Source organism: Vibrio sp. 10N.247.310.24, assembly GCF_041467175.1.
GTDB lineage: Bacteria > Pseudomonadota > Gammaproteobacteria > Enterobacterales > Vibrionaceae > Vibrio > Vibrio tasmaniensis_A.
Genome location: NZ_JBFSUD010000035.1, coordinates 1 through 21,974, shown reverse-complemented (window position 1 = coordinate 21,974; position 21,974 = coordinate 1). Strand labels below are relative to the sequence as shown.

Genomic DNA, 21,974 nt, shown 5'->3' with positions numbered 1-21,974 from the left:
ATTGAATTCATCACACGGACTGAACAAACGACTGTTTTCATGGAGTATCGAAGAGATTCGACATGGTCAGCTATGGCCGGTATCCATCGCTCTAACGCTCATTATAGCTTGTGTGTTCGCGCTTTCAGCTTTAGCTGAGCGTATGGAACAAGTGATCGTAAAGCAGGGCAAAGATGCGTTAACCGCCGACAGTGTATTTGTATCGGCAAACCCAATCCCACAACCTTTGTTAGATCTGACTCAGGTTGAACAGTTAGAAAGCTCTCAGTTAACTCGCTTCTCAACCATGGCATTCAGTGATAACTCGATGCAGTTGGTTACCGTTAAAGCCGTAGAGAGCAATTATCCTTTACGCGGCGAAATGATACTGCAAGGAGCAGATAGCGCGGTAAGCAATCATGTTGAACCGGGTGAATTGTGGCTTGATGAGCGTATATTTGCGCAGCTAGAGGTTGAAATTGGTGACAATGTCACTATTGGCGATGCCGATTTAAGAATTACAGGGCGTATCGCGCAAGAACCGGGCCTGAGTTTTAACCCTTTCCAACAAATGCCTGCTGTTCTGATTCACAATAATGATGTTGAAGCGACAGGCGCAATCCAACCAGGTAGCCGCGTTAGCTTTAGATTGTTTTTAAATGGTGATGAATCGAAACTCAAAGCAGCACAAGACAGTATCGAACTGACACCAAGTGATCGCTGGCGTACACAAGACTCAGCCAGTCGTACCAACGAGATGTTCGAAAGTACGACTCAATACTTATCGCTAACGGTTGCTATCGTTGTGATCATGGCTGCGACCACTTTGGTACTCACTTGCCAACATTATGTTGCGAGTCGTCGTAAAACCATTGCGATGCTTAAGAGTTTAGGGGCAAGCAAACAATGGATCATTAAATGGTTGTCTATACAGGTGTCTCTGTTGGTGGTTATTGGTGCAGTACTGGGAATTACCATCGGTATCGGCTTAGAATTTTTGCTTCGTATACCTCTGGGCGACTTATTACCAACACCACTTCCTAGCTATGGTATTGAACCTGTCATTTTGGCGATTTTATCAAGCATTCTCATTGGTGTGCCTGCTCTTGGTATTCCGTTAATTGGCTTGGTAAGCACTTCGGCAATCAGCGTGATTCAATCAAGTCACCAGTCTAATGAAAGCTACAAGAAATACCTGTTGTTGCTAGTACCTATTATTCCAATGATGCTGATGTACGGTGACAATCTGTTGGTATGGATAGTTCTAGCGGGTATCGCTTGCCTGTTCTTAGTACTCGCGATTGTCAGTACGTTTGTTCTGCGTTTGGTGGGTCAACTGCCGACGTCGACATCTATGCGCTTGGCATTGAGCCGAATTAATCGCACACCATTAGCAACAGGGATTCAATTTGGTTCTTTAGCGCTGTCTTTGATGCTGTTATCGATCATATGGCTAGTGAGAAGTGACTTGTTGTCAGATTGGCAGCAAACTTTGCCTGAAAACGCGCCAAATGCGTTTGCGCTGAATATTGCGAGCTATGAGAAAGACAGTTATCTCGAGACGATTGATGCAAACGAAGTAGAGCGTACTCAAGCGTTTCCAATTATACGAGGAAGGCTCACAACCATTAACGGCGTTGAGGCGGCGAAATACAGCGAGACCTCAGAAGAAACAGATGCACTAAGTCGTGAGATCAACTTCACTTGGGGAGATAGCCTGCCTGAGTACAATGAAGTATTAGAAGGCAGCTGGACACAAGAGCAGGGCGTATCTGTGGAATCCGATGTCGCAGAGCAACTTGGTTTGAAAATTGGCGATGATCTTTCATTCACAATCAACAGCCAGAACGTCTCTGCCAAGGTGAACAGCATCCGAAAAGTAGAATGGCGTGAAATGAAGCCAAACTTCTATTTCATTTTTACTCCCGATGTTTTGAGCGCTATTCCTTCTACTTGGTTGGTGAGCTTCAGATTAGAAGAGCAACACAACCAAATGCTCAACGAATTATCTCGAAATCACCCGACCGTGAGTTTGATGGACATTCGTAAAATGGGTAGCAAGATCCAAGAGTTGCTCAAACAGATTGTTTGGTCGATAACCGTACTTGCCGCGTTAGGTGTAGTGGCGGGGCTATTGCTTATCTTCACTCTGTTGCGACTGAGCTTATCTCAAAGACAACAAGAGATACGCTTGTACCGAACCTTAGGCGCGAGTAAGAAGCGTATTCTTAACACTATTTGGTGTGAATACGGGGTGATGGCGTTAGTAGCTGGCTCAATTGCTGCGCTAGGTTCTGAACTCAGTGTTGCAGGGGTAATGAACTTTGGCTTTGAGTTAGAACCTTCACTCCACCCAATACTGTGGATAGCGCTACCCGTGCTGACGTTTATCACATTGGCCGCGGTAGTGAATAGCTTAATCAAACGTTTGTTGGCACCAGTAAACAAGGATTTTGGCTAGTCGCTAGCGAGATCTCACAAATGCTTAAAACGGTCTAAAAGTGACATTACTTATACTTAGTCGTTCACTATTTATAAGACGTCTCTTTAGACCGCTTTTTATTTGACCAATGCGTAGCACAAGTTACGAACATCGCACCTTAATTTCCCGTTTTTTTAGTATTTTTTAAAATTAATTGCGCAATAATGCCGATTTAATGAACAGCGGTTAGTCCCTGTAAACAAAGGGTTTGCGCAACTTAGCAAGAACGTTATCAACAGTTATCCACAAAAACGGTGGATAACTTTAGGGATAAGTTAACATCTATGTTTTAAGAGTACTGAGGCAGCCTTTATGTGGCGTCACTTAGGACAAATGTGACGGTTATAATAACCTTTAAAACTCAATCTGGAGTTATTGAGTCAAGAGATTATTTAGGTTTTTTACATAGATATTAAATACTGCCTATCTAAGACCTTGATAAAAATGTGTTTTAATTCGTAGCAGAACAAAAGTAGAATAGCGGCAGTTAATCATATTCTACAGAACACGATGAACCACAACAAAACGGATACAAATCAGCCTTCTATTGCCATTGTTGGTGGTGGTATTGCCGGAACGACGAGCGCAATTCATTTTAGTGAGTTGGGTTATAAGGTCACTATTTTGGAAAAAGGACCGAGTTTGGTTAATGGTCCACCAATTTGCCATCTGCATGCTGGTGGCAATTTGTATCGAGATATTTCTGTAGAGCAGTGTCTTCAGTTGCTCACTCAGTCAATTGATACCGTCCGCTTGTTTCCCCATACGATCAATATTCGTCCGACAATTATCGCTGTTCCACACAGTGATGGTGGAGAGCCGTTGGATCTTCTTCCGCGCCTAAAGATAATCAAGAACGCTTATGCTGAGCTTGTTAATCAAGATAAAAGCAACCAAGTGCTTGGTAAACCGGAAGAGTATTACAAGCTGTATAGTAAAGAAGAGTTACTAGCACTTGCTGCTCAAACACAGCCTCTGAAACCAACATCGCTTGATGAATGGTGTATTCCTTTCGCTAAACATACGGATCTAGAAACCCTTAAGTATCCTGTTGCTATGGTTCAAGAGTATGGCTGGAGCGTATTCCGCTTATCAGCAACCGCTCAACTCTCTTTGGGGCAACAATCTAATTGTACCGTGTTAACCAACAGCCGATTACAATCTGTTGAATCGTTAGAGCAAGGTTGGTCTTTGACTTATACAGACGCTGAGAACCAAAGCTGTCACCTAACGACCGACTACTTGATTAATGCAAGTGGCTTTGAAACGGGCATCGTGGATGACTTTGTCGGTTCTAAGCAACAAAGGCTTGTTGAGTTCAAAGCCGCATACGTTACGCAGTGGCCGTATTCGCAAGAATGTAAGGAAGAGTGGCCAGAGGTTATCTTCCATGGCCCGAGAGGCACACCGCAAGGCATGGCTCAGTTAACACCGTACGCTGATGGTGTATTCCAACTTCACGGTATGACAGAAGGGATTACTCTATTTGAGGGTGGGCTTGTTTCATCATCAACAGATTCATCACAGCCTCAGTTGCCTTCTAAGCTTCTTAAGAAAATCGTATCAGGTTGGAGTGAAGAGCAGCTCGAATTAAGAACTCGCGCTGCGATAACGCATATGTCTCAGTTCATCCCAAGTTTTAGCTCTGCACTGGTAGGTGGTAAGCCTTTGTTCGGTGCACAGCAGATTCCGGGAACCGATCCGAGCTTAAGAGCTTCAGACGTGTCATTCTGTGGTGATCGCTATGCTCGACTTGAAGTAGTCAAAGCATCTTCAACCTTAGAGGCAGCGCAAAAGGTCGCTGAGCATTGGTTTGATGTCGCAGAGTCAGTATCGATTGAAAATACACACTCAGTGACAATGTCACTTAATCTAAAGAATATTGAGAATAAAGCGATAGATTTGACACAAGAACGCGGATACCCAGAAGCCCTTGCAAAGGTATCAGGCCAAGATCACGCTTAATACTCAGTCATAATCTACTACGCTAAACATCTTCAATTCGGCTTACTTTGACAGGTAAGCCGAACCTTCATTCAAACGCCAGCTAATATACCGAAAACCAACCGAACTACATCTTTAGGCAATTACTTTTAGCTACAGAGCAAGAACTAATAGCCGAAAAACTGAGCCCATTGGCACCAAACATCTTGTAATCCTAAGCGATCGCCTTTACTAAACGAGACTTTATGTCCAGGTTTGGCTTGTGCTAAGCGCGGTAAATCGATTCTGGCAACACATCCAATCTTCGGATAGCCACCAATGGTCTGTCTGTCATTAAGCAACACGATAGGTTGCCCATCTTGGGGGATTTGAATCGCACCTAAGGCAATGCCTTCTGACAATAGCGAAATATCAGGTGAATCAACCGATTCGCCACTCAGTCGATAACCCATGCGATTAGAATTTTGGTCAACGTGATACTGTACGTTATACAAAGTCGCTTTTGCTGACTCTGAGAACAGCTCGCTTTGATAGCCTTCAATCACTCGCAGGTTCACTGGTAGGTTGTAATTAGGCGTGTATCGGAAGGTGACACTCAACGCTTTAAACGGGCGAGAGAGTTGGTGTTGGGTAAAAGCAATGTGTTGCCCTTGCTGGCATGGCTGTCCATCTTGCGTTAATCCACCAATCTTTTCACGAGTCACCGTAGAACAGCTATGAAGAGTTGATGGAACATCGAAGCCACCCTTAACGGCTAAATACGCCCTTAGACCATTTTTAGGTAAACCAAATGAGAGGACTTGCCCTGAGAAAGCTTGAAAAGTACGCCAGTTCGACAGTGGTTTACCATCGAGCTGCGCTTGTAAATCGCCACCACATAATGCCATCTCACAATCAAAATCGATTCGTAACGCGCATTGCCCAAGCGTGATTTCCAACACTGCTTGGTTGACTGGGTTTCCGAGCAGGTGATTGGCCCAGCTATACGAGTAATCATCAACAGGGCCACCTTGTGTCAACCCGAGATGAGCGACACCAAATCGTCCGAAGTCTTGAATCAAACTCAACGGGCCGGGTTTAATCACTGTTAGTGTTGGTTTAGCTATTGTATTAACCATTAGCGACATCTCCACTAATCTCCATAAAACTAAGCTCAACAAATTCTTGTTTTGAAATCGCGATGAAACGGACTGTGTCACCGACATTAAGTCGAGACAGCGGCGTTTGCGTGGTATCAGCGTTCTTCAATTGGCTGTGATCAAACAGTGCTAGCGGGCAATTGCCAATAATATTCCAACCGCCCGGTGAGTCCGAAGGATACACCGCCGTTTTCGTATCCGCGATGGCGATGCTGCCTTTCGGTACTCTTAAGCGAGGGGTTGAATGACGAGGCAAAGCAAGCTCGTTGACCACATCAGACATAAACGCAAAGCCAGGGGTAAATCCAATCGCACTGACGCTGTATGTCTGTGAGGTGTGATATTGAATAATATCGTCGAGCGACATGCCTTTGGCTTGATATCGGTCTAAATCGAGTGCTGTTTCTGGTGAGTAATAAGCGGGAAGCTCGATAGTGTTACGCGTGTTACTAACACTAGAGAAGGACGAAATAGCATGACTCAACAAAGAGTTGAGTTGTTCAATGAGCTGATGTTCTGAAATTCGATAAGGTAGGTAATCCACCAATATTGTGTGATAAGCCGGTGTCACGTTCATTAATACTGACGCGAAATGTTGTCGAATGGCCTCAGAAAAGTGGGCCATGTATCGAGAATCATCTGCACTTGAACTGTGCTCTACACTTTGCGTCACGCTTGAAGTTAATGTAACGAGAACACTGCACTCTGCGACAGGGTCGATATTGAATTCAATCTTGTTCATCTTCATTTCGCTTCCATACTGATACGAAGAAATACGCTTTAAAGTACCATTCGTGCCAATCACAGCGTAATGAGCTTTGGTAATTGGCCATGGTTTCTTGTTTTGTGGTCTTATCTTATCGCTTTCTTTTAGCTAACCGCTTTCTAGCTTTCGCAATACTAATTAAAAGCGTTAAGGTCTTGTCTGATTTTTCTAATTAATGCGATGGATTGGGGGTTATCACCATGAACACAGATGGTATCGGCTTCAATAGGCAGTCTTTCACCTTCAATGGTCGTAACCGAACCGTAGTTAATGATTTGCATGACTTGGTTGTAGATGTCGTCTTGGTTGACGTAAACCGAGCCTTTTTGAGTTCGCGGCGATAACTGCCCATTATTCAAGTATGCACGGTCAGCAAACGCTTCAAACAAGAGGGGTAAGTCATGATCGTCAGCAATATCTAAATACTGCTGATTGTCTGACGAAGAGAGGATCATTAGGGGGATGTTAAATTCAGCAACGGCTTGGGCAACGGCATTAAACACATCAATGTTCGCCATCATATCGTTGTAAAGGGCACCATGAGGTTTCACATAACCAACAGAGGTGTGGTGATAGCGGCAAAGAGCCTGTAGTGCGCCAACTTGATAGCAAACCAGCTCACTGATCTCGTCCATGGTATGAGGAATAGAACGGCGACCAAACCCAACTAAATCTTGATAACCAGGGTGGGCACCAATTTGGGTGTGATAGTACTGCGCCAGTTTTATGGTCTTAGACATAACGTGCGGATCAGACGCGTGAAAGCCACAAGCGATGTTTGCCATATCGACCCATTCCATGACCGACTCGTCATCGCCCATCTTCCAATTGCCGAAACTTTCTCCCATGTCGCAATTAAGCAAAATCTTCGTTGTCACGTGGTGCTAACCCTTTACGTTGAGGTGAGTAATGACGGTCTTATAAATACCATAAATAAACAGTGACCTAACTCAAATTTTCGACACCAAGAACTGCATTTACTATGAGGTCACGGCATGTATCAAACCCGCTAAAGAATGGATTGTGAAAAATGCTTCCTTTCATCAATGACGTATAGAAACTATGGTTAAAGATAATTGAAAAACAAGTGTTCGACAAACAGCGCTTCATCTATTTTGTTTCCGGTTTAGGGAGCAAACGTAAGGTGATGAATCATATGGCGACATTGATGTAATTCTGAAGGTTGGCGCTGAGGTGTACGTCTAAGTGAAATTCAAGGTAAAGGTCAGTTTTCGTTCTCTCGTGCGGTGTATCTGCCATAGGCGTTTGTGACTCAACCCTAAGCTGTTGTATCATAAGAGGTAGGTTGAGTGTTTTTAATTAAAAGGTCCGCTAAACATGAATGTTTTAGTTACAGGTGGCATGGGCTACATTGGTAGCCACACAAGTATCCAGATGATTAACGCAGGTATGACACCTGTGCTTTTCGATAACTTATACAACAGTAAACCAAGCGTTTTAGAACGTATCGAAAAAGTATCTGGCGTTCGTCCTGATTTCATTGAAGGTGACATTCGTGATAAAGCGCTTTTAACTGAAACTATGAAGAAACACAATATTGAAGCTGTTATTCATTTTGCGGGCCTGAAAGCGGTTGGCGAGTCTGTTGCCAAACCTCTCGAATACTACGACAACAATGTAAATGGCACGTTAGTCCTTGTCGATGCAATGCGTGACGCTGACGTAAAGACATTAGTATTCAGCTCTTCAGCAACAGTTTATGGCGATCCTGCTAGTGTTCCTATCACAGAAGATTTTCCCACAAGCGCAACCAATCCTTACGGTCGTAGCAAGCTCATGGTTGAAGAGTGCTTAACTGACTTCCAAAAGGCTAACCCCGATTGGAGCATTACGTTATTACGTTACTTTAACCCCGTAGGTTCACACCCAAGTGGTGAACTCGGTGAAGACCCAAGTGGTATTCCAAACAACCTAATGCCATTTGTATCTCAAGTTGCAGTTGGCCGACGTGAATTCCTATCTGTATTTGGTAGTGATTACCCAACAAAGGATGGCACTGGTGTTCGTGATTACATCCACGTTATGGATCTGTCTGATGGACACATTGCAGCACTTGAGAAAGTAGGGCGTAAAAACGGTCTTCACATCTATAACCTAGGTACTGGCAACGGTTCAAGTGTATTAGATATGGTTAAAGCCTTCGAGAAAGCGAGCGGCCAAGCGATACCTTATAAACTCGTTGAGCGTCGTCCTGGTGATATCGCAGAGTGTTGGGCCGACCCAGCGAAAGCTCAGAAAGAACTGGGGTGGAATGCGACACGCACACTGGCTGAAATGAGTGAAGATACATGGCGCTGGCAATCAACAAATCCTGATGGTTTCCCTGGTTAATTAAGTGATTTCATGAATAGTTAACGTACAAAAAGATGCTCTAGGGCATCTTTTTTGATCTAAATCGAATAAAAAGTGATTTGGTGGTTAAAAAGTATCATTCTGTATCGGTTGTTGTTATCATGCTCGCGAATTATATGTTTAATGTTAATTTTCTTTGGAGTTAATCATGGAACTAGGCCTAATCATCACTTTCATCATTGCTGCTGCAGTAATGGTTAAGAAAGAAATGGCAGAGAAATAATTTCACTTTACCCCTTTTTGATACAACTTTTAGTGAAATAACAAAAGCCAGCTTATCGTAAGCTGGCTTTTTAATTTCTACAGTCTTTTTTGTATGGCTTTATTTTGGAACGACCTAGATCTTTAATCACCTAGGTCCTCAATAAACTTAGCTCTACAACGAACTAGATTTCTAACCAGTTAGAACTCGTAGTTTGCAGATATACCCCAGTTACGACCCGGCTGAGACTTAATATCGGTGTTGAACTTAGAATCGTGCCCACGGCCTGACATGTCATTGTACAGCCAATATTTTTTGTCTAATGCGTTGAATAGACCCGCTCGCAAGGTTAAATCCGTGACAGGGCGGTAATAAGCAGTCAAATCAACAACTGTGTATCCAGCCACGTTTACGTTGTCATCAGAGTTCCACTCATCTTTCGCAGCAACCATTTTAATATTTAAAGCTGAACCGAAAGTCTCGCGTTCGATACCAAGACCTAGCGTACCCGTTAGTGGTGCTACTGAATCAATGGATTTACCTGTAGATTTATCTTCACCATCAGCATAAGCGACCGCTAAACGAGTGTAGGTACCAAATGGTGCGTCTAACAAAGTGTCTAGATTAATCGTTGAAGAAAGCTCTGCACCATAGATAGTTACTTTATCTAAGTTCTCTTTGGTGTATACGTCTTTACCGCCTTGTTTGCCCGTTTTCGTCTGGTTAATGAAATCAGAGTAATCAGTGTAGAAAGTGCTTAGTTCAAAGCGAGCATGTTCATTATTGCCACGAAGACCAAGCTCGTAAGAGATACTTCTTTCGGCTTTCAAGTTAGGGTTAGCTTCAATGATGGCACCTCGAGTATAGAAGTAGTAGAGGTCGTAAACTGAAGGTGCTTTAAACCCTTGCCCAACTTGACCAAATACCGATAGGTTATCATTGATGTGGTAAACTGAACCTAGCTTAGCTGTGACGGCGTCATCTTTATTCTTCTCATATTGAGTCTTGTAGCCTTCATCCGTTGATGGGGCAGCAACAAATGAGTCATAACGAAGACCGCCAGTTACAATCAACTTGTCTTCCATGAAAAATGCTTGGTCTTGAACAAACACACCCCATTGCGTTATTTCTGCATCAGGGATACCAGTGCTACCCGGTGTAACAGTGCCTCGGTCAAACTTATGGTCGTAGTTTTCGAGCTCAAAGTCATTCTTCAGGTATGTGAAACCATATGTGAATTCGTGATCCGCACCATCAATATTCACTAGCTTAGAAAGCTGTGTATCAACTTGCATGTTTACATCAGAAGCATCACGCTCACGAAGTCGACGTCCGTTGAAGCGAGTTGTATCGTAGTTTTTATTCAGAGTACTTGAGTCTTGGTAACTTAGAGACCAGTCTAAAGAGTCAGCAATTGAAGAGCTTAGCTTAAGCTGTTGTTCCAATGTTGCACGAAAACGTTTGTTGGTGTCTTTGTTGTAATTATCAGTATATACAAAGCCCGGCATAAGCTGATAGCCATTGTAGTTTAGCTCATCTTCATCATATTGACGTTGGTAATGCTCAACCGTAATACCAACCTTATTTGAATCTGATACATTGTAGAATGCTTTGGCTAGGATATTACTTAATTCCGTATCTGCTGGGTTCTCTGCACCACGATCTGGACCTTGAACTTCGCTTCCTGATGAATGAGTTTCTGTCTCGTGGCCTTGAGCGTATGTCGCCATAACGATCGTTTCTAACTTATCTTTACGCATCGCCCAAGAAACTGTGTTCTTGAACTGTTCATCTGCAGATGTATAGGTAGATTTAATACCAAAACGGTTTTCATCCCCGTCAGTTCTAAGCATATCCTCTGGATTTTTTGTTCTTAGCAGTACTGCACCACCAATGGCATCTGAACCGTAAAGCGTAGAAGCAGGGCCTTTATTCACCTCTATGACACTTAATGTATCGACTTCGATCGCATTCGAATATTTACGTTGCTCAGAAGCGCCAGGGTTATATGGTGTAGGTTGTTGAACTCCATCTACCATAAGTTTAACGCGATCACCTTCAACACCGCGGATGTTAAAGCCTGAAATACCAAAACGGCCACCGCCTTGAGCTTCTACTCCTGGCGTGTATTGAAGAGCTTGCTTTATGTCGCTAGACATTTGATTATCTATGTCTTTTGCAGAGACAGACTCAATTGAGCTTGAAACGTCTTCTTTGTTTTGTTCGGTACGCGTTGCTGATACAACAACCTCGTCAAATAGGGCATAATCTTCAGCAAAGGCTGATGTTGATGAAAGCGCTAAAACGATTGAAGCAGAGAGTAGGGATTGCTTATACATCTGATAGTTACCTTAGTTCCATAATATCATCTTGATTTGCGAAAGATGATGTTGGATCTAAATGATAATTACTATTATTTGCATTTAAATAATTTTCAATATTATCAACTAATTCATAATTAGCGTCATTAAACACATGTATTAAAAAGAGTTTTTCAGTTCCATTCACTCCGTGAATGCTTCTCTTTTTGTGATTAAGATCTCACTTACAAAGTAGGAAAGTTATGCATAGTCCAATAACACTTGAAGCCTTACACATATTAGATGCCATTGATCGTCGTGGAAGCTTCGCGGCAGCGGCTAATGAAATGGACCGAGCACCTTCTTCATTGAGTTATCAAATCCAGAAGCTAGAACAAGACTTAGATATTATGATTTTTGATCGCTCAGGCCACCGTGCAAATTTCACGGAAGCGGGGCAGTTAATATTAGAGCAAGGAAGGATCATTCTTGGTGCCACTGAACAGCTCGTTAATGACGCGAGTATTCTTGCTAATGGCTGGGAGTTGGATTTAACGATTGCCTTTGATGGCATTATTCCGATTGCTAATTTCTTCCCATTAGTCGATGAACTCGGAAAAATAAGTAAAACTAGGGTTCGATTACAAGAAGAGATTCTAGCTGGATGTTGGGAATCTCTTTCAGACGGCCGAGCTGATTTATTGGTGTGCCCAAAGGTTGACACCATACCAAACGATATGAAAAGTGACATTATCGGTAAGATGGAAATGGTATGGGTTGCAGCATCGAATCACTATGTTCATAAGCGATCTGGTGATTTCGACCAAAAGGCGAGGGAAAGTTACAGGGTTATCGCAATTGCAGATACAGCGCGTGACCAACCTGCATTAAGCATCAATATTCTAGAAAAGCAGCCACGTTTAACCGTAACAAGCTTCCCAGCCAAGGTAGAGGCTCTAACTGCAGGGTTAGGGATCGGCACCTTACCGAATAGTGTAGCTAAACCTTTGATTGAATCTGGCGTTCTACAACAAATTTCGGGTACCGAACCACAGCCTATCGACATCGTAATGGCTTGGCGACGTAACAAGATGGGCGACGCCAAGTCATGGTGTATTCAACACCTAAAAAAAACATGGGCGTTAAAGTAACGGCAACACCATATCTGCAGTGCCGTCTTCAAAACTGATATCTAGCTCGAAGCCCAACTTCTGGGCTAGTGTCAGCATCCCTCGGTTGGTCGGCATCGTCATGCCCGACATCTGCTTGGTCTGCTTTGTACGACAGTAGTCAATAACCTTAGTCATCAAAATACGGCCTAATCCGACGCCTTTCAGATCGGAACGTATCAGAATAGCGAACTCTGCATCGGTGTTATCTGGGTTAATCAACGCTCTCGATACGCCAATAATCGCGGGTACGCCTTGTTCCTTTCGAACGACCACAAATGCAATTTCTCTATCAAAGTCAATCTGAGTAAAGTTAGCCAACGCCTCATGATTGAATTCACCCACATCACTAAAGAAACGCTTGTAAAGGTCTTCTTTGGATACACGATGAATAAAATCAGCATGAAGCGGCTCGTCTTCAGGAAGGATCGGGCGTAACAACACCTCAGTGCCGTCCTTAAGTACGATATTCTCTTCCAATTCGACTGGATAAGGGCGAATCGCAAGACGTTCTTGAGGATCGCCTTGGTATGCTTTCAAGATGATATCGGCATCTAATATCGTGAACTTGTCACCATTTGCCAGTACTGGATGGATATCCAAATCATGTATTTCAGGGCAATCCACTACCATCTGAGATATACGCACCAACAATTCAGAGAGACCTTCAATATCAATCGGGTTAGGTAGTTTTTGCAGACGAATCTTGCCACTTTTTATCGCCCGAATGATCAAGTAACGCGCCAGTGTCATATTGAGCGGTGGAAAGGCTGCAGCGGCGTCAATGGATTCATCCCATTCAGAACCGCCTTGACCAAGTAAAATGATAGGACCAAAGGTTTCGTCCGTTGTCACTTTTACACGTAGCTCCTGCCCGCCGGCAAGTTTGGCCATTCCTTGAATTAACAAGCCATGAATATGCGCAGTAGGGAACGACAGTTGAGATCGATCGAGAATCGCCTGAGCCGCATTGGCGACTTCATTGCTGTTTCTTAAATTAAGCATGACACCTTGCACGTCCGACTTGTGTGCAATGTCTGGCGAACGTAGTTTAACTGCGACTGGGTAACCAATCGTTTCCGCAATATGTACCGCTTCACTTGGGTCAGAAGCTATCCAAGTTGGTAATACATCTAGGTTGAAGTGCTTGAAAAATTGGCTATTTTGATGCGTATCAAGGCTAACTGTATTTTTATCCAGTAGTTGTCGTTCTATCCAATTTTTTGCATCTGCTAGATCTTCAATATGGACTTTTTCTGCCGTGGTTGGCGTTTCCATTAACTGACGCTGGTTACGCCTGTACTCGACCAAGTGCATGAATGCGACCACTGAACTTTCAGGTGTTCGATAGGTTGGAAAACCCGCTTCGGTAAACAACTTTCGTGCTGGCTTTGCTGTTAGCTCGCCAGACCAATTCGTTAGAATGTTAAATCGCTTGTGGCGAGGATGCTTTTTAATGGCTTCAATAATTCGTTCAGCTGTTTTAGCTGAATGTGCGATCGCAGAAGGGCTGTGCATGATAAGAATCGCGTCCGCTTCATCACCATCTAACAAGATGTTTATCGTATCGATATAACGTTGCTCACCGGCGTCACCAACTATATCGATTGGATTACTCTGAGACCAACTCAATGGTAAAACCTTATTGAGTTTCTCTAGCGTATCTTCAGAAAACTCGGCAAGCTTACCACCACGGTCAAAAAGGGTATCCACCGCCATGATCGCAGGGCCGCCGCCGTTGGTCACAATGGCCAAGCGCTCTCCACGCAATGGCACTGAATGAGTCAGAGTCTCTACCGCTGCAAACAGTTCATGTAAGTTCTTAACTCGTAACATGCCGCTGCGTCGGATCGCTGAGTCATAGATAATATCTAACGTATCGGCACCGCCAGTATGTAGCATTGCCGCCGCCCGGCCTTTAGCTGTTCGTCCGCCTTTTAACACTAGAATTCGTCTATTACGTGACGCAGCACGCGCAGCAGAGATAAAGCGCCTCGCATCTTTAATACTATCAACATAAAGCAATATTGCTTCGGTGTGAGAGTCGGTACTCAGATAATCCAACAGCTCTGAGAATTCTATGTCACTGCCATTACCTATCGAGATAAACGCCGAGAAGCCGATCTCTTTATCGTTCGCCCAATCTAGAATCGTTGTACACACTGCAGCGGATTGAGAAACAAAGGCTATTTTACCTGGCAGCGCCGTCACCGGAGAGAAAGAGGCATTCAAATTTAACCACGGAACAATAACTCCCAAGCTATTGGAACCAAGTACCCGAATATTGTTTGCTTTGGCGATTGCAATACATCTCTCATCAAACGTTTCACCGTTATCACTTTGCTGTTGCATGTCTGAGGAGAGCACAATAACGGAAGCGATGCCTTTCTCGGCCAACTCTTCAAAAATAGCCACATTGCGTATCGCATTAGTGCACAAAATAGCAAGGTCAGGAACGATAGGTAGCGACAAGATGTTTTTGTAAGAGAGGACGCCCGCGACAGAATCGTATTTTGGTGTTACCGGCATCACCGCACCTTTAAAATCCCCGTGCAACAGATTGTTCATGACGATATATCCTGCACGCGTTTCTCGTTGAGATGCACCAACAACAGCGATTGAACGGGGTTTAAGTAGGGGATCAAGATGATTCATAGACATATCCTAGCAATGCACGTAAGTTCATCGTAACTTACTTTTCATTCACGGGTTGATGGCAAATTCACCGAATTAAGATGAATAAGCAGACACTGCATAAAGTTTGTGAAATAGGTCACCCACTAATGGTGTATAATCTCAAAGTTAACTTGATTCTAAACCGACGTATCGGCATGATTTATAGTAATTATTATTAAGGATATAGAGCTTTCCATGAAAAAACTTGCAATTGTGACTTTGCCACTGCTCTTGGCTGCATGTGTATCTGACAACTACGTTACCAATGTAACGTCAGATAGCTATCAAGAAGAGTTCAAAACGGCTAAAGTTGAAGCTCCAGTTGTATCTCAATCTGAGCAGACTGCCGTTGTTGAAGAGAACGTGGTCAACGTTGTCAGAACCACACCTGTAGAACAAAAAATCACTCACACGACTAGAGCTAAGCCGGTTGCAACAATTACAGCTCCAACCAAGAAGCAACAAGACATGAACCAACGCTTTGGTTACACAGTTCAAGTTGTTGCTGTCGGCAGCCAAGCCAAAGTCGATTCTTTTGTAAAAATGCTACCAACCACTTCCCGGCCAATTTGGGAAAACTACAAAATGGTTAACGGCACGAAGTGGTTCACTGTACTTTACGGTGACTACGCGACACGCTTAGACGCTAAAAAGGCGATTTCATCTTTGCCGAGCAGTTTTCAAAACTTAAAGCCATTCGTTAAGAGCATTGATGATATCAAGAACTCTGAATACCCAACGCTTAACAAGTTAAACTAAGTTTTAAATCATAAAGAAGGAGCAAATGCTCCTTCTTTTGTTTTATGACGGTTAGTTTTGTTTAATAGTTAATCGCTCACTCCTTAGATGACAATTTTAGCATTCAAAACACTGTACCTATTTCGACTTTTGTTTATCATTGAAGTCAGTATTCCTAGTTTCAAGGACCGAATTTACCCATGAACACCACAAACATCCTTCTACTTTGCGGCGGTGGATCTTCAGAGCATGAAGTGTCAATCGTTTCAGCCAATTACCTTTTTGAACAACTTAATAGCGTTGCAGATTTTAACGTTGTGAGAGTTGAAATTAAAAACGAAGGCTGGTGTCTTGATTCGGGTGAGTTGGTTTATCTTGATATTAACGATCAAACCTTACGTGGCGACAACTTAGAATCTAAAGTCGATTTCATTGTTCCATGTATTCATGGTTTCCCTGGCGAAACAGGTGATATTCAATCACTGTTTGAAATGGCTAAGATTCCGTACCTAGGTTGTGGTTCTGAAGCAAGCAACAACAGCTTCAATAAAATCACATCAAAACTTTGGTACGACGCTCTGGGTATCCCAAATACGCCTTATCTGTTCTTATCCGACAACACTGAACAAGCTCATGCACAGGCGACACAAGCCTTTGAAAGTTGGGGGGAAGTGTTCGTCAAAGCGGCTCGTCAGGGATCTTCCGTTGGCTGTTACCAAGTCAATCAAGTAGAAGAATTAAGTGAAGCAATCAACAAAGCATTTACCTTCTCTGATCAAGTGCTTATTGAGAAATCCGTGGTGCCAAGAGAACTAGAAGTTGCCGCTTATGAAATCGATGGCGAGCTACAGATAAGCAAGCCAGGCGAGGTGATTGCACCTAATGGCGCATTTTACTCTTACGAAGAGAAGTACAGTGCAGACAGCCACTCAATTACTGAAGTTGAAGCAACTAACTTAACCGATGAACAGCGTGAATTGATTGCAGATAGCGCCCGCAAGGTATTCACGCAGATGAAGCTTCGTCACTTGTCTCGTATCGATTTCTTCTTAACACAAGACAATGAGATCTACCTGAACGAAGTGAATACCTTCCCAGGTATGACGCCAATTTCCATGTTCCCAAAAATGGTTGAACATGACGGCCACAAATTCAGCCAGTTCTTAGAGAACTGCGTGAGAACAAGCATTTCTTAGTTCACCCAAAATATCTTAGCCGTTTTATATAACTCATTAGATAACAAATAGCGCCTTGAGCTTACCAGCCAAGGCGCTATTTGTTTTTAAGTCGGAAGTTTTTGGTTTGCAAAGTCAGTTGATTGACTAAGCAGTTTATTAACAATCTGCCTATAAAAAACCGTAGATAAACAAGCCGCCTCTTAACAAAGCCATCAGCTCATTGCCAAGGGATTAGTGCTTTAAACTTCATCTTCTCACTCTCAGAGGTACCCGAATAACCCACATATTGTGCAGGCATTGCAGGGCTGAGCCAACGACCAAAATCTTGGATTTCTCTCACCTTAAGGCCTTGTTTCGACAGTTCTTGTGCGGCACCTACACGAATAGAGTTCCCGGAGAAATGGTGGTTGTCAGCCAATTGAAGTAAGTCACTTGCTCTTCTCAATATTCTGTAGATCGACGAATCATCTAAAGGTTGCAGACTGATATTTTCATGTTTGTCTATCGCACGAAATACAGGCAACTCGTCTTGTGTTCCAGTAAACGAAAACCAACGCTCAAGTGCGGCGCTTGCTACTCGCGATAGCCTATAAACTGAATTTTTTATTGTAATCTGGTACTCATTCTCAACGCTCTCCACATTATCCATCGACAACGCCCTTAGTTCAGATCGCTTTAAAGCACACTCGAACATCACATTATAAATCGCGATATCTCTGATCTCTTTTAAGCTCGATTTCTCATGGGAAAGTAACGTGTTTAACTCAGTAAGGTGTGCGGATGTCATGGCATTGGTTTGTTTAGAGTCGCCAGCCATTCGAGATTGCAAGTGGAGCAGGGTAAAACGAACTTGCCTATGCTTGATTGGGTTAGCAAAGCTCAACACAGTATGCAATAAGTTGAGTGTTGCAGTGTAACGTTTCAAAGACGAGAATTTTCTTTCACTGGATTCAGTCTCAAGAAAACGCCGAACAGCAGTGATGGATGCTGGGAGTGTGTTGATACGATTTTTAGTACAGAACGCATGGTAGCGATTCCAATCACTGTAGATACCCAACAAGGAGTTTCGAGAGTACTGATATCCTGTTAACTCATCTATAATTTCAATTGTCGCGTGGCTGTTTAATTTTTCAACAAATGAATTAATTATCACAGAGTCCGATAAAATAGGGACTTTTTTTCTCAAATTACCGTACCTCAACAGGTGTTTTTGCCATATTATGCTTGATATCATTAGAAGTATACTTATGATTAACGTAATGAAAACAAAACGATGATCAATGGATATGGCAAATTCAGTTTACCGAGGCGTTCCTCTACAATCAGCGGATGCAAACAACACCGTTTGGCGTGCCAAGCTAAAAAACAACATTATTCAAGGCAATTTACCTGCTGTGAAAAAGAGTATTGATTGGTGGATTGATACTGCGACCCTTATTGACCCGAAAGAATTCACAGCGTTAAACAAGTCGAGAGCGTCTGGTGGTGGCTTAGCTGAAAACTTCCATGGTTACCAAATTAAAAATGATAGCGGTGAGCCTAACGCTTGGTATTGCATGTTTAACGGGCGCCTAATTAAAGGTGGCAAGATTGCAATCCAGCGTCATATAGAGGCTTTCTTACTCGCAAAACAAAAAGCAGCACAGCAAAAGAAGTAAAATTATGAGCCTAGTATATTCAACTGAAACAGGTCGTATTAAACCTGAAGAAGAGAAAGTCCAGCGCCCTAAAGGTGATGGTATTGTTCGAATCCAAAAAGAAACCAAAGGCCGTAAAGGCAAAGGCGTTTCTATCGTAACAGGCTTAGACCTAGATGACGCACCATTAAAACTCATGGCTGCGGAACTCAAAAAAGTATGTGGCTGTGGCGGCTCAGTAAAAGATGGCAACATCGAGATTCAAGGCGACGCTCGTGACAAACTCAAAGCGCATCTTGAAAAGAAAGGCTACAAAGTTAAATTTGCTGGCGGTTAAGCTCTGACTAATGCCAGGGGTAAAATCGAAGATTATTATCTGGCTAAGTGCGTATTATGGTTATGAATTATGTTGAGGGTTTGCTCTGCTTAACGGAATAAGAACGTGGGCGAGTAACATGCTCAATGAGGAGGTCAGCTTGTCTGGCCTTTTTGATGCTCGTTAGGAAAATCGTTGTTAGAAGTTAACCCATAACATAATTTGCACAATGCGCACTCTAAGTAGCATTAAACACGTTGACAATGTAAAGAGAAACATACATCATTTGATAACAGTTGAAATGATTGAATGATTAGATGATTGTGGAGCTCAGCGCTAACTTTGCCCCACATAAGTTTTGAATGTTAACCTATCAAATGATTGATAAGCTCAAGAGCTTTACCTAATAAATCTATGATAATTAACACTATTTCTAAGTATTTCATCTTTACCTCTGAGTTTTAGAGTAACCCTACTAGCTGTGAGATTTTAGTATCTGGGTTAAAATGAATAAGTCTATCTTGTTCATGCTTTACCTCATGTTGTAATGATTTGTTTTCTGAGAAGATTGCCGTCAACTTCAGAGAATAATTTTAAAAGGCCACTTAGTTGTGGTTTTTTTCGTATCTGAACTGTAAGTAAACTTCAGAGTCATTCGAGTATATATGATTCCTTTGGTACGTCAAAACTCCCAAACTCTAGTTCTATTTGATTATATTTGTCTCACTGATAATTAGAGGGTGAATTCTTTATCAATCAAATTCAACCTGTTGATTTTTAAGTGTTAATGTTTTTTTTAAAATTTATTGGGAAATATTGATATTTTTTACGAATGACTTACTAGCCCCGCAGGGATAAGGGCACTCGATACAGTTTTTGGGCATGACTCCCCAAATTGCCCGATAAGCAGCGAAGCGTTACTCCCTCCAAAGAAGATCACAAAACCTTCCTTTCATTTTGCCAGAATAGCTTTTTGGTACAGAGCACTCCCAATTTTCGTTTCTATCGATTACTCGACGCTTGACGACGAACAAGGACGGCGAAGACTGAGCAAGGACGGTGAGAAGGAGAAAAGGAGAAGAAAGCCACCGAACACCGAGGCAAGCGTAGCGCGGGGTCGGGGCTTTCCTTTTCAAATGTCCACTATCTTTAATAGTGGACTCTTGTCTCAATATGAGATTTTTCACTCAAAAAAAATGACCTCAAAAGGTCATCTTCAAAATCTCAATCGGTCACCCGAAGGGTTGGGGTTCCTGTAACACCCCAACTAACTCCTGAATTCAGGAATATTACCTTTCATTCTTTATCGGACGTCCCCGCATTTCTTCGTACACATATCGTTCTCCGGCTTCATTTTCGAAGTATTCATGCTCACTCTTTGGATCTAAACTTTCAAAGAACTCTTCATGATCATCGATGTACTCCCATAATTTCAACACTTGCATTTCAGGTGAAGGTCTTTCGTAATTTAATCGATGGATAAAAGTAGTTAAGCTTAATTTTTGATTGAGTTTACCTTGACAAATTTCCTTCTCGCTTAACCCTAAAATTTCAGCCAGCTGTACAACTTGACTTGCTTTTGGCTCCGTAACGTCATTTTCCCATTTCATGTAGGTTTGTTTAGTTATACCAAGCTTATTTGCCATCTCTTGTTGGGATGTATTTATTGTCATTCTAGATGCTTTTAGTACGTGGCCAATCATAGTTAATCCTTTATGGGTTACTTTTCTTTTATGATACACCTGTTTTTCTGTACTCACTTCTTGTGAGTGATAAAAGTTTTACGTATGGTACATATAAATACACCAAACTAAAACTTGACAGGGTTTTCATTTGTTTTTTATTGATCAGCTATTCATGCAACAAGATCACCATGAGGGGAACCTTCCTCTTGTGGGGCGTCATGTTATCGAAAGGGTTGAGCTGGAAACTGGTGAAAATCTTCCGCCGACGGTTAATCAGAAAATATTAGAAGGCTCATACAGTACAAAGCTAACTATTCGATGCAATGGTACTCGTGTGCGAGTTGAAGGAAACCCGTCGCGCTGGCAACGCATGGATAATCTTTTTGGATTGCAGACGCTTGATGAATGTGTAGCGATTTATAACCATATTTTAGCTTCGTATAATTTACCTCCGTTCACTAAAAATACCCGCTTTGCTCATCGTCAATCTGCTGATGGCAAATCGTCTTCACTGATTGGCAATGGCGCTGAAATCACATCGATAGACTGGACTCGAAACTTAGCCATAGGGAAGGGGAAAGAGCGATCTTTTATTCGAGGTCTTTCTTCTATGCAAATTGGTAGAGGACGAAAACCAAAGCTTTATCCTGATGGGAATACCTGTAACTGGGGGGAAGGTTCGACTTGGATAATGGACAAGCTCTATGCGAAAGCAGTTGACTTACAGAGACACTTATTAAAAGACCAACGAAAAAAAAGAAGGAGTATCAGAAGAGGCTTTAGCCTACGTAAACAAACTTATTGATTATTGTGAATCATTCGGCGTAGTCCGAGAAGAGCACAGCCTAAGACAAGCACTATTAAAACGACACGACTTACAATTTTACGGCATCACTACAGAACAAGACTTTCACAAACACTTACAAGACATTGAGAATGCTATGAAAACAACACAAATATCACATGATGTACATGAATCTATTGCCCATCAGCTACTTACTTCCGGCGCTGTTGATACATTACGTAAAGCTAATGTCACTATGAGCTATTTCTCGATGTGGCAACACGGTACGGACCTTAGAGATATTCTTTCTCTATCCAATTTTTATGTTCACAAAGCACGTCTAAAAGCGATTGGTATCGATATCGGTCAACAATTCGATGTTAGCCGTATGTGTCCAACACTTAAACGCTCTGAAATTATCGAAGTCCAGCCACTCGAAATTCCGCCTTGGTACAAAATGCCAGTTGTAGCCGAAACCAATATTTTACCTTTCAAAGCTTACGCATAGGAAATCACAATGTTAAAAATCGAAGTATTCAAAGAAGACGTAAACGGCGTTTTTCAAGGTAGTTGTCATCATTCGCTTGTTTACTAAGCAGCTTCTCT

At 42.5% G+C, this 21,974-nt stretch carries 15 protein-coding genes and 1 pseudogene; 9 read left to right on the top strand and 7 right to left on the bottom strand.

The genetic code is table 11. The features are described from left to right. Nucleotide 1 precedes the first annotated feature (1 nt). The gene (locus tag AB6E08_RS12640; RefSeq protein WP_017100548.1) at nt 2–2,440 is read left to right on the top strand and encodes an ABC transporter permease; all 2,439 of its coding nucleotides are present in this window, start codon (nt 2–4) and stop codon (nt 2,438–2,440) included. A 531-nt stretch (nt 2,441–2,971) separates the two neighbouring features. Next, nucleotides 2,972–4,426 (top strand): FAD-dependent oxidoreductase, encoded by a 1,455-nt coding sequence (locus AB6E08_RS12635; protein ID WP_017100549.1) that lies wholly within the window; start codon nt 2,972–2,974, stop codon nt 4,424–4,426. 146 nt (nt 4,427–4,572) lie between these two features. Here the strand turns inward: AB6E08_RS12635 and AB6E08_RS12630 are convergent, their stop codons facing one another. From AB6E08_RS12630 to AB6E08_RS12620, 3 genes are all read right to left on the bottom strand, one after another. Next, nucleotides 4,573–5,523: a biotin-dependent carboxyltransferase family protein gene (locus AB6E08_RS12630; RefSeq protein WP_029222767.1), complete on the bottom strand. Its 951-nt coding sequence runs from the start codon at nt 5,521–5,523 to the stop codon at nt 4,573–4,575. Further along, nucleotides 5,516–6,292 (bottom strand): allophanate hydrolase subunit 1, encoded by a 777-nt coding sequence (locus AB6E08_RS12625; RefSeq protein WP_017100551.1) that lies wholly within the window; start codon nt 6,290–6,292, stop codon nt 5,516–5,518. Before AB6E08_RS12625 ends, AB6E08_RS12630 begins: the two co-directional genes overlap by 8 nt. 152 nt (nt 6,293–6,444) lie before the next feature. Beyond that, complete coding sequence (locus AB6E08_RS12620) at nt 6,445–7,188, bottom strand: 5-oxoprolinase subunit PxpA (RefSeq protein WP_029223943.1); 744 nt, start codon at nt 7,186–7,188, stop codon at nt 6,445–6,447. 460 nt (nt 7,189–7,648) lie between these two features. Between AB6E08_RS12620 and galE the strand changes: the two genes are divergently transcribed. Next, the gene (galE, locus tag AB6E08_RS12615) at nt 7,649–8,662 is read left to right on the top strand and encodes a UDP-glucose 4-epimerase GalE (protein ID WP_017100552.1); all 1,014 of its coding nucleotides are present in this window, start codon (nt 7,649–7,651) and stop codon (nt 8,660–8,662) included. Between the two features lie 423 nt (nt 8,663–9,085). Here galE and AB6E08_RS12610 read toward each other — a convergent pair whose 3' ends face one another. Next, a complete protein-coding gene (locus AB6E08_RS12610; RefSeq protein ID WP_017100553.1) occupies nt 9,086–11,224 on the bottom strand; it encodes a TonB-dependent hemoglobin/transferrin/lactoferrin family receptor in 2,139 nt (712 codons plus the stop codon). Between the two features lie 224 nt (nt 11,225–11,448). Between AB6E08_RS12610 and AB6E08_RS12605 the strand changes: the two genes are divergently transcribed. Beyond that, nucleotides 11,449–12,336 (top strand): LysR family transcriptional regulator, encoded by an 888-nt coding sequence (locus AB6E08_RS12605; RefSeq protein WP_065679020.1) that lies wholly within the window; start codon nt 11,449–11,451, stop codon nt 12,334–12,336. Here AB6E08_RS12605 and AB6E08_RS12600 read toward each other — a convergent pair. After that, nucleotides 12,328–15,009, bottom strand: coding sequence for a GNAT family N-acetyltransferase (locus AB6E08_RS12600; RefSeq protein WP_371701827.1), 2,682 nt, complete (start codon nt 15,007–15,009; stop codon nt 12,328–12,330). The genes AB6E08_RS12605 and AB6E08_RS12600 overlap by 9 nt on opposite strands. Before the next feature lie 216 nt (nt 15,010–15,225). Here AB6E08_RS12600 and AB6E08_RS12595 point away from each other — a divergent pair, with 216 nt between their 5' ends. Further along, nucleotides 15,226–15,789, top strand: coding sequence for an SPOR domain-containing protein (locus tag AB6E08_RS12595; RefSeq protein WP_372065690.1), 564 nt, complete (start codon nt 15,226–15,228; stop codon nt 15,787–15,789). A gap of 179 nt (nt 15,790–15,968) precedes the next feature. Beyond that, nucleotides 15,969–16,964, top strand: a complete 996-nt coding sequence (locus AB6E08_RS12590; RefSeq protein ID WP_102250453.1) for a D-alanine--D-alanine ligase — start codon at nt 15,969–15,971, stop codon at nt 16,962–16,964. Nucleotides 16,965–17,163: 199 nt separating this feature from the next. Here AB6E08_RS12590 and AB6E08_RS12585 read toward each other — a convergent pair whose 3' ends face one another. After that, on the bottom strand, nt 17,164–18,132 hold the full coding sequence (locus AB6E08_RS12585) for a tyrosine-type recombinase/integrase (RefSeq protein WP_371701829.1): 969 nt from the start codon (nt 18,130–18,132) through the stop codon (nt 17,164–17,166). Nucleotides 18,133–18,232: 100 nt separating this feature from the next. Here AB6E08_RS12585 and AB6E08_RS12580 point away from each other — a divergent pair, with 100 nt between their 5' ends. Both AB6E08_RS12580 and yciH read left to right on the top strand, forming a co-directional pair. Beyond that, nucleotides 18,233–18,604 carry a DUF3319 domain-containing protein gene (locus AB6E08_RS12580; RefSeq protein ID WP_029222765.1) on the top strand — a complete coding sequence of 124 codons (372 nt, stop codon included), beginning with the start codon at nt 18,233–18,235 and terminating at the stop codon, nt 18,602–18,604. A 4-nt stretch (nt 18,605–18,608) separates the two neighbouring features. Continuing rightward, nucleotides 18,609–18,920, top strand: a complete 312-nt coding sequence (yciH, locus tag AB6E08_RS12575) for a stress response translation initiation inhibitor YciH (RefSeq protein ID WP_009845368.1) — start codon at nt 18,609–18,611, stop codon at nt 18,918–18,920. A gap of 1,268 nt (nt 18,921–20,188) precedes the next feature. Here the strand turns inward: yciH and AB6E08_RS12570 are convergent. After that, a complete protein-coding gene (locus AB6E08_RS12570) occupies nt 20,189–20,602 on the bottom strand; it encodes a helix-turn-helix domain-containing protein (protein WP_372065686.1) in 414 nt (137 codons plus the stop codon). 130 nt (nt 20,603–20,732) lie between these two features. On the opposite strand from AB6E08_RS12570, the pseudogene AB6E08_RS12565 reads away from it, so the two are divergent. Next, a pseudogene (locus tag AB6E08_RS12565) lies at nt 20,733–21,876 on the top strand (phage/plasmid replication protein, II/X family). Nucleotides 21,877–21,974: the final 98 nt, after the last annotated feature.